9 protein-coding genes are annotated in these 9327 nt (G+C 71.2%); 2 read left to right on the forward strand and 7 right to left on the reverse strand.

The window, feature by feature from the left end; translation table 11 throughout:
* The first annotated feature begins 39 nt into the window (after window positions 1-39).
* Window positions 40-747: a PspA/IM30 family protein gene (locus M4J07_RS44400; RefSeq protein WP_255982409.1), complete on the forward strand. Its 708-nt coding sequence runs from the start codon at window positions 40-42 to the stop codon at window positions 745-747.
* A 41-nt stretch (window positions 748-788) separates the two neighbouring features.
* On the opposite strand, the gene M4J07_RS44405 is transcribed toward M4J07_RS44400, so the two are convergent.
* The 7 genes from M4J07_RS44405 to M4J07_RS44435 all read right to left on the reverse strand — a co-directional run bounded on the left by M4J07_RS44405 (window position 789) and on the right by M4J07_RS44435 (window position 8086).
* Entirely contained in the window at window positions 789-968 is a 180-nt protein-coding gene (locus M4J07_RS44405) for a hypothetical protein (RefSeq protein ID WP_255982393.1), read from the reverse strand.
* A gap of 98 nt (window positions 969-1066) precedes the next feature.
* Window positions 1067-3718, reverse strand: a complete 2652-nt coding sequence (locus M4J07_RS44410; protein WP_255982395.1) for a SpoIIE family protein phosphatase — start codon at window positions 3716-3718, stop codon at window positions 1067-1069.
* Between the two features lie 287 nt (window positions 3719-4005).
* On the reverse strand, window positions 4006-4422 hold the full coding sequence (locus tag M4J07_RS44415; RefSeq protein WP_255982397.1) for an ATP-binding protein: 417 nt from the start codon (window positions 4420-4422) through the stop codon (window positions 4006-4008).
* 160 nt (window positions 4423-4582) lie between these two features.
* Complete coding sequence (locus M4J07_RS44420; protein WP_255982399.1) at window positions 4583-4981, reverse strand: (deoxy)nucleoside triphosphate pyrophosphohydrolase; 399 nt, start codon at window positions 4979-4981, stop codon at window positions 4583-4585.
* A gap of 35 nt (window positions 4982-5016) precedes the next feature.
* Entirely contained in the window at window positions 5017-5220 is a 204-nt protein-coding gene (locus M4J07_RS44425; protein ID WP_255982401.1) for an SPOR domain-containing protein, read from the reverse strand.
* A gap of 228 nt (window positions 5221-5448) precedes the next feature.
* Window positions 5449-7158, reverse strand: a complete 1710-nt coding sequence (locus tag M4J07_RS44430; protein ID WP_255982403.1) for a purine-cytosine permease family protein — start codon at window positions 7156-7158, stop codon at window positions 5449-5451.
* Between the two features lie 175 nt (window positions 7159-7333).
* Window positions 7334-8086, reverse strand: a complete 753-nt coding sequence (locus M4J07_RS44435) for a GntR family transcriptional regulator (protein ID WP_255982405.1) — start codon at window positions 8084-8086, stop codon at window positions 7334-7336.
* 217 nt (window positions 8087-8303) lie between these two features.
* On the opposite strand from M4J07_RS44435, the gene M4J07_RS44440 reads away from it, so the two are divergent.
* On the forward strand, window positions 8304-9327 hold a 1024-nt coding region (locus M4J07_RS44440), incomplete at its 3' end, for a pyridoxal-phosphate dependent enzyme (protein WP_255982407.1).

Below are 9327 nucleotides of genomic sequence, written 5' to 3' on the forward strand. Positions count from 1 at the left end.
CCCGACCCCGACCGGACTTACGCACCGAAGGACCTGACCATGACGAAGCAGACCATTCTCGGCCGTGTCACCCAGCTGGCGAAGGCGAACATCAACGCGCTGCTCGACAGCGCGGAGGACCCGCAGAAGATGCTCGACCAGCTGATCCGCGACTACACGAACAACATCGGGGAGGCCGAGGAGGCGGTGGCCACCACCATCGGCAATCTGCGGATGATGGAGCAGGACCACAAGGAGGACGTGGACGCGGCCGCCGAGTGGGGCGGGAAGGCGCTGGCCGCCAGCAAGAAGGCGGACGAACTGCGCACCGGCGGGAACGCGGCGGAGGCCGACAAGTTCGACAACCTGGCGAAGGTCGCCCTGGGGCGGCAGCTGCAGGCCGAGAAGGAGGCCAGGGAGGCGGAGCCGACGATCGCCGCGCAGACCGAGGTCGTCGACAAGCTGAAGGCCGGGCTCGACCAGATGAAGGTGAAACTGACCGAACTCCGGTCGAAGCGAGACCAGTTGGTGGCCCGCGCCAAGACGGCGCAGGCGCAGAACCAGATGCTGGATGCGGCCAGGAACATCGACGTCCTCGACCCGACGAGCGATCTGAACCGCTTCGAGGAGAAGGTGCGGCGCGAGGAGGCGAAGGCGCTCGGCAAGCAGGAGCTGGCCGCGTCGTCGCTGGACGCGCAGTTCGAGCAGCTGGACTCGCTCGGCGACGCGGCGGAGATCGAGGCGCGGCTCGCCGCGCTCAAGCGGTGACGGACGCGCCCGTCACGTTCTGGGCGGGCGCTCCGCCGCGGTCATGAGGCCGAACCGGCGAGCAGCAGCACCAGCCCCGCGAGCGGCAGCCACCGCCCGTACCCGACGACGGTGGCGACCGCCTGGACCGCCAGGCAGCCGGCGAGCAGCAGGACGCCCTGCCCCACAGCCGGGGGCACTGGATCCGCGCCGGCATCCAGGGCGAGAGGGCGAAGTCCCAAGGGCCGATGTCCATGCGGGCGATGCTCTCCGATCACCACCGGCCGGCCCCGCCCGGCACGCCCGGCACCACTCGAAAGGGCCGCGGGCAAGGGATCCGTCAGAACAGGCTGAGCAGCGCCTCCGTCGGGTCCGCGAGCCCCGAATCACCGTTCGGCAGCGGGAGTTCGAACCAGACGGTCTTGCCGCGCGGCGTCCTGCGCGAGCCCCAGGCGGCGCTGAGCAGTCCGACGAGCTGGAGGCCGCGCCCGCCCTCGTCGGTGTCCCGGGCGCGGCGCCTGCGCGGCTGCACGAGCCCCGCGTCCCAGACCTCGCACACCAGCGTGCGGTCGAGCAGGAGGCGCAGCCGGATGTCGCCCTCGCCGTAGCGCAGCGCGTTCGTGACCAGCTCGCTGACGAGCAACTCCGTGGTGTCGACGAGGGGTTCGAGGTCCCAGCTGAGCAGCTGCGCCCGCGCGTACTCGCGGGCGCGGCCCACGGACTTCGGCTCGCGCGGCAGCGTCCAGTCGCCGACGTTCTCGCTCGGCAGCCCCTGGACGCGGGCCATCAGCAGGGCGATGTCGTCCTCGCCGTGGTGTGTGTCGAGCGTGTTGAGGACGTGGTCGCAGACGTCCTCAAGGGCCGGCGACGGGTCGTCCAGCGCGTTGCGGAACGCCGAGAGCCCCTCGTCCAGCGGATGGTCGCGGGACTCGACGAGACCGTCCGTGTAGAGGGCGAGCAGCGAGCCCTCCGCCAGTTCGACCTCGACCTCCTCGAACGGCTCGCCCCCGACGCCGAGCGGCATCCCGGGCGGTACGTCGAGCAGGAGCGCGCCCTCGCCGGGTTCGACGAGGACGGGCGGCAGGTGGCCCGCGTTGGCGAACGTGCAGCGCCGGGTGACGGCGTCGTAGACCGCGTAGACGCAGGTGGCGAGGTAGACCTCGGAGAGGTCCTCGCCGCCGATGGAGTTCGCGGTGCGGGCGGTGCGGGTGGCCTGCTGCACGCCGCCGGGGGCGCCGAGGCCGCGCGCGATCTCGTCCAGCGCGCTGAGCACTTCGGCCGGTTCGAGGTCGAGCAGCGCCAACGTGCGTACGGCCGTGCGGAGTTCCCCCATGGCGACGGCGGCGCGCAGCCCGCGGCCCATCACGTCGCCGACGACCAGCGCGGTGCGGTGGCCGGGCAGTTCGATGACGTCGAACCAGTCGCCGCCGACCTCCGTCGCCGCGTTGCCCGGCAGGTAGCGGCAGGCGATGTCGAGGCCGGACGCCTCGGGGTCGTCGGGCGGCAGCAGGGACCGCTGCAGTATCAGGGCGCGCTCGTGCTCGCGGCGGTACAGCCGGGCGTTGTCGATGCAGACCGCGGCGCGCGCGGCCAGCTCCACCGCGAGGGACCGGTCGCGGTCGTTGAACGGCTCGCTGCCCTTGGTGCGGGAGAACTGCACGAGGCCGACGACCGTGTCGTGCGCGACCATCGGCACGGCGAGCGTGGACTGCACCAGGCCGCCCGGTTCGGCGGGGAGCAGCTGGGGCCTGGCGGTGCGCAGGGCGTCCGCACAGGGCGAGTTGAACGGGAAGCGGTGCACCGCGCCCATGGTCACCGGGGCCTCGCTGCCCAGGTCCAGGAAAGGGATGTCGGCCACGGCGCTGGCGGCGGCGACGCGGCGCAGCTCGGCGCTGCCGTCGGCGAGGCTGTGGCTGAACAGCGCGGTCTCGTCACCGGCGAGCAGGCCCTGGTACAGGTCGACGGAGGCCAGGTCGCAGAAGCCAGGGACGACGACGTCGAGGAGTTCGCGGGCGGTCGTCTCCAGGTCGAGGGAGTTGCCGATCCGGGCCCCCGCCTCGTTCAGGAGCGCGAGGTTGCGGCGGGCGTGCGCGGCCTCACGGGCGGCGGCGTGCCGGCGTGTCACGTCCGTGGCGAGCCCGGCGATGCCGATCGGACGGCCCGAACCGCTGTGCACGCGGTAGAGGTTGATGGACCAGTGGCGGCGCTCGGCCGAGTCGGGCGCGGGCCCGACGAGCTGCATGTCGGTGACGGCGTCGCCGGTCTCCAGGACCCGGCGCAGCGCGCCCTGCACCCGGTCCGCCTCGTGGCGCGGCAGGTAGTCGTGGACGGTGTGGCCGCGGTGGTCGTCGGCCTGGCCGCCGAACACCGAGGTGAACGTGCGGTTGGTCCGCCGGACCTTGAGATCGGTGTCGAACAGCAGGAAGCCGAAGGGAGATTGGCCGAAAATTGCCTGAGAGGCAGCGAGGTCGGTCTCGATGCTGCGCAGGGTCCGCACGTCGACGACGATGCAGACCGCGGCGCGCTCGCCGGACTCGGTGGTCGTCGGCATGACGTAGACCTCGGCGACGCCGGTCTGCGGCTCGCCGCCGTCCTCGTCGGCCGGCGTACGGAACGGGACGGCGCCCGTCCACTCGCGGCCGTCCAGGATCTCCGTCATCTTGCGGTGGCCGCGCTCCCGCAGGTCGGCCGGGACGAACGCCTCGATGGGGTCCTTGCCCACCGCGTCCTCGGACGAGACGCCGAAGAGCTGTGCGGCCCGCCTGCTCCACTGGTCGATCAGACCGTCGGACCCGAGGGAGAAGGAGGCGACCTTGATGTAGTCGTAGATCGAACCGGGCGGGCTCGACTGCCAGATGTCCGTCTGCTCCGGCTGCCTGCCGGCCTCGCCGTCCGGCCCGTTACCGCCTTGCGGCGCCTGGCCCGCACCCCGCGCCGCCGCCGCGCCCGAGGGGCCCTCGGACACCTTGGCCTTCGCTGGTATCTCGCTCACGCGAACCGTCCCCTCCAGCTCACCGCGTCCGGCACCGGTCACCGGGGCGGCTGCCCGCAGTATCCAGCACTACGGAGCCGCGCAACACGGTGTTCACGATCACACCACGCTCCCGACCCTTTTTGGCCCGCCGGGACCGACTGTTTCCGTACCCAAGGTGCGGGTGCGCCCACACCCGGTGTCCTGCACCTGCGTCTTCGCTCCTTCGTCTCCGGACCGTTCGCGGGTCTCCCGACCCGCTCCTGCGCACCCGGCCCGGCACGCCTCACCGGACCCGCAGGGTTCTCCTAACCCGGTAGGGCCAGCTCGAACCACACGGTTTTCCCGCCCTCTCCCGTGCTCCCCGGTTTCGTGCCCCAGCGCCGTGAGGCACCGGCCACGAGCTGCAGTCCGCGGCCGCCCTCGTCGTCGGGGGCCGCCGCGCGGGCGCAGGGCGGGTCCGGGAGGGGGTCGGAGACCTCCACGAGGAGCACGTCCCGGCTGCCGTCGGGGCGGACGAGCCGGACGCCGATGGGACCGGACGCGTAGCGCAGGGAGTTGGTGACCAGCTCGCTGACCAGCAGCGCCGTCACGTCGCCGAGCTCGTCGAGACCCCAGGTGACGAGCTGGGCGCGGACCGCGGCGCGGGCCTTGCGGACGGCCGTCGGGTCGGCAGGGAAGGCCCACTCGGCGTAGTCGCCTTCGGTGTGGAGCACGCCGATCACTTCCCTGGCCCGTGCATCGCTCTGCCCGAATCTCCTGGCCGGTTCCTGTCCGGTTTCAGAGGGTTAATCGGGATATACCCGGACGCGGTGGTGAGCTATCGCGTTCAGCGTGTTCCTGGGGGTGCGGTGGCACGGACGGCGTAGGGACGGGCGCGCGCGGTCAGTCCGCCAGGGTCTCCTTCACCGCGGGAACGTCCTGGTCGAGCCAGTCCACCGACCAGGTCTCGGCCGGGGTCAGCCAGCGCAGCTCGTCGTGGTCCTGGAGCGGGCGCGGTGTGCCGGCGCGCAGGTCACAGCGCCATACGCGCAGGACATAACCCGGCTTCAGCGGCCACTCTCCCGGTACGCGCGCCACCGGGGCCGCCGTGATGCCGAGCTCCTCGCGCAGCTCGCGGACGAGCGCGTCCTCGGGGGCCTCGCCCGGCTCGACCTTGCCGCCGGGCAGCTCCCAGCGGCCTGCGAGTTCGGGGGGCGCACTCCGTCGCGCGGCGAGCAGCCTGCCGTCGGTGTCGTACAGCGCGGCGGCGACCACCACGACCGGTTCGATCGGTTCTGTCATGTGCCGGAGCGTACGACCCGGGGGCCACGACTCCGTCAGCGCACGGTGCCGTTCTGCCCGGGAACCTGCCCCTGCGCGAGCCGCTCCACCCAGTAGAGCTGCTTGTGGCCCCGGTCGTCGAGGCTGTCGGCGATGCGCTGGGCCTCCGCCTTCGTCGCGTAGCGGCCGACGCGATAGCGGTTGCCGTTGTCGTCCTCACGGATGACAAGCCACGGAAGCGTGGTCGTGCTGTCAGTCATCGCGCCCCTCCCCTCCCTTGTCGCCCCGGCTCCGACTCGCATCGCGCCCCGCCCCCTGATCCTGAGGAAACCGCAATCCGCATATGCCCGAGCCTACGCCTGACCTTTACGCAGCGGATACGGAATGGCACAAAGAGGTACGCAACAAGCCATCGGCGGCTCCGCTCCGGGACGCGCAGAGGGGGCGCATCTGCATAGATGCGCCCCCTGTCCACCAGCGGTACCGGTTCAGCTCACCCGTACCGTCGGCAGCGGCATCAGGACCGGCTCGCCCGTCGGCCGCTTCGTGCAGGCGTCACCGCACTCCGCGTCGAGGGAACAGCACAGCGAGCAGATCGGCCCGGACTGGACGGGGCAGTCGGCGATGTCGGGGAGTTCGTACGCCGTCTCGCAGACGCTGCACGTGTGAGTCGCGGTGATGTCCTCGACGTCGACGTCCGGGCCGTTCACCGGATTCCGCCTGGCCAGGTAGTACTTGCCCTTCGTGGCCCAGGCGATGAGCGGGCACAGGACCAGTGCGAGTCCGGCGGCGATGAAGGTGGAGAAGGCCTCCGCGTACTCACCGAAGAGCCCGAAGAAGGCGAGGATCGAGACGGTCGACGCGATCACCATCGAACCGAAGCCGGCCGGGTTCACCGCGTACAGGTACGCCCGCTTGAACTCGATGTACTTGGGGCTCCAGCCCACCCGCTTGTTGATGACCAGGTCGGCGGCGACCGCCGCGATCCAGGCGATGCCCACGTTCGAGTAGAAGCCGAGCAGCTTGTTCAGCGCGGCGAACATGTTCATCTCCATCAGCGTCAGCGCGATGGCGAGGTTGAGGAAGATGTACCAGACCCGGCCCGGGTGCTTGTGGGTCACGCGGGAGAAGAAGTTCGACCAGCTCAGCGAGCCGCTGTAGGCGTTCGTGACGTTGATCTTGATCTGCGACACGACGACGAAGAGCGCGGCGGCGGGCAGCGCCACCGAGCCGAGCCACGGCTTGAGCGCCTCGACCTGCGGGGCGATGGGCTCCAGGGCGTGGGTCTTGCCGACGGCTTCGAGCGCCACGAAGGCGAGGAGCGCGCCGCCGAGCTGCTTCGCGGCGCCGATGACCACCCAGCCGGGCCCGGCCGCGAGAACGGCCAGATTCCATCGCTTCCTGTTCTGCTCCGTCTTCGCCGGCATGAAGCGGAGGTAGTCCGCCTGCTCGCCGATCTGCGCGATGAGGGAGAGCGCGACGCCGGTGCCGAGACCGAAGCCGAGCCAGGAGAAGCCGCTGCCCGCGCCCTCGGTGCCGCCGAAGCGGGTGAAGTCGCCGAACGAGCCCGGCGAGTGGAACGCCAGGATCACGAAGGGCAGCACGAGACCGATCAGCCAGACCGGCTGCGTCCAGGCCTGCACCTTGGCGAGCGCCCCCATGCCCCGGAAGACGATGGGGATGACGATGAGCGTGGTCAGCAAGTACCCGACGGGCAGCGGCAGTCCGGCCACCTCGTGCATCGCCTGCGCCATGATCGAGCCTTCGAGCGCGAAGAAGATGAAGGTGAACGAGGCGTAGATGAGCGACGTGAGGGTCGAGCCGAAGTAGCCGAAGCCGGCGCCTCGCGTGATGAGGTCCATGTCGAGGCCGTACTTTGCGCAGGCCCGGGCGATGGGGATGCCGGTCAGGAAGATGATCGTCGCCGCGCACAGGATCGAGGCGAGACCGCTGGTGAACCCGTAGGTGAAGACGATGGACGCGCCGATGGCGAAGTCCGCGAGGTAGGCGATGCCGCCGAGCGCCGTGGACGCGACCATCGTCGGCGACCAGCGGCGGTAGGAGTGCGGGGCGTAGCGCAGCGAGAAGTCCTCGCGGGACTCGTCCGCCGCGAGCTTGGCGTAGCTGCGCTTCGGCGTGCCCCCGCCGGGTGGCGGGGGCACGGCAGGATCGGCGGTGGGCAGAGCGGTCTCGGTCATCGTCGGCTTCCCGTTCGTCCATCAGTCAGCGGTATACCGGTACGACCGGTACGCAGAGGGAAGGTAGGAGCCGTGCATGACAAGTTGTCGCAGCGCGGGATTGCCTGGCTGTTAAGGGAGTTGGGGCCCGGTTAACTCCGGATCACGCGCCACGGACCGGGTGTCCGCGTATCGGTCACTTCACCGGCAGGTGGTATGCGATGCGGTACCGGTCCGCGGGCACCACGACGTCCGCCGTCTCCACCGGTCGGCCGGAGGCGAAGAAGGTGCGGTGGATGACGAGGACGACATGGCCGGGCACGCCGCCGAGCGCGCTCAGCTCCTCGGCGAGGCCGGGGCGGGCGGCCACTTCCTCCGTCACGTTGTCCACGATCACGTCGATGGCCGCCATGCGCTCGACGACGCCGCAGCCGCCGAGCGGACCCTCCTCGGGGAGCATCACCGGGGTGCGGCCCGTGACGGCCAGCGGCTCCCACGACGTGGCCAGCATCATCGCCTCGCCCGCGTCCCGGTACACGTACTTGGTGCGCATCACGCGGTCGCCCGCGCGGATCGCGAGCCGCTCCGCGATGCCGCCGTCCGCCTCGGCCTGCTCGCTGCGCGACTCCCAGGTGCCCCGCGCCGCCGGGTCCGCCTGCTCCTGACGGAACGGGGTGGACCCCACGCCCGACCGGTATCCGGAGCGGGCCACGCGGCGCGGCACGGGTCGCTCGCGCACATAGGTCCCCGAGCCGGACCGGCCCTCGACGAGCCCCTCCGCCATCAGGACCTTGCGGGCCTCCAGGGCGACCGTGTCCGAAACCCCGTACTCCTCGCGGATCCTGGCCTGTGAGGGGAGACGGGTGTGCGGCGGCAGCGAGCCATTGACGATCTTCTTGCGGAGATCACCCGCGACGCGCAGGTACGCCGGCTGCTCACCGAATGTCACTGGTTGTTCCCCTCACATCCCCATCAGATTGACAGACAGCAACAGCCTGGCAACCGTGGGTTGGAGCGTGCAAGCAAAGGCCAAGGAATCACTCGAAGTGATGACTTGGGAGCGCTCAGGGCTTTACGCAGCGACTTTCTCCAGGTAGTGCGTGATTCACACATCGACACACGGATCGTCCGTACGTTTGGTTCACGCGGGTGCCTACGCTCTCCTCATGAGCGCCCTCCCCGACAGCTACTGTCCGCGCGACGGCACCCGCGTCCCCGGCGGCTCCCTCGCCTGGTGCTGCCCGGCCTGCCGGGGTCCACTCGACCTCGATCACTCCCCCACTCCGGCACCGCTCAAGTCACTCTCCGGCAGGGTCGGTTCGCTCTGGCGGTACGCGGAGTGCCTGCCGCTGCCCGTGCCCGAGTGCACCCTCGGGGAGGGCCGCACCCCGGTCGTCCCGCTGACCGGCACCGTCTCGGCGAAGCTGGACTTCCTCATGCCGACGCTGTCGTTCAAGGACCGCGGCGCCGTGCTGCTCGCCGCGCTGGCCGCCCGGCTGCGGCCCGACCGGGTCATCGCCGACAGCAGCGGCAACGCGGGCACCGCGATCGCGGCGTACTGCGCCCGCGCCCGGCTGGCCTGCACCGTCTACGTCCCCGAGGGGACGTCGGCCAAGAAGCTGGAGCAGATCGCCGCGCACGGCGCCCGGCTCGAGGTGGTCGCGGGCGACCGCGAGGCGACCGCGGTCGCGGCGCGGGCCGCGGCCGACGAGGACGGGGTCTTCTACGCCAGCCACGTCCACAACCCGTACTTCCTGCACGGCACGAAGACCTACGTCCACGAGCTGTGGGAGGACCTGGGCGGCCGGCTGCCCGACGTCCTGGTGGTGCCCGTCGGCAACGGCACCCTCCTGCTGGGTGCCGCGCTCGCCGTAGCCGAGCTGCACACGGCGGGGCTCATCGACCGGCGGCCCGCGCTGCACGCCGTCCAGGCCGCCGCGGTGGCGCCGCTCGCGGAGGCGTGGCGGGCCGGGGCGGACGATCTGGTCGGCGTGACACCCATGGCTCCCACGTTCGCCGAGGGCATCGCCATTCCGAGACCGCCGCGGGCCCGCCAGATCCTTCGGGCCGTACGGGAATCGGGGGGCGCGTTCCACACGGTGACGGAGGATCAGATCCGGCACGCCCAGCTCGATCTCGCCTCGCGGGGGTTGTACGTCGAGTCGACGGGGGTGGCGTGCTGGGCCGCTG

The organism is Streptomyces longispororuber, assembly GCF_024448165.1.
GTDB classification, from domain to species: domain Bacteria; phylum Actinomycetota; class Actinomycetes; order Streptomycetales; family Streptomycetaceae; genus Streptomyces; species Streptomyces longispororuber_A.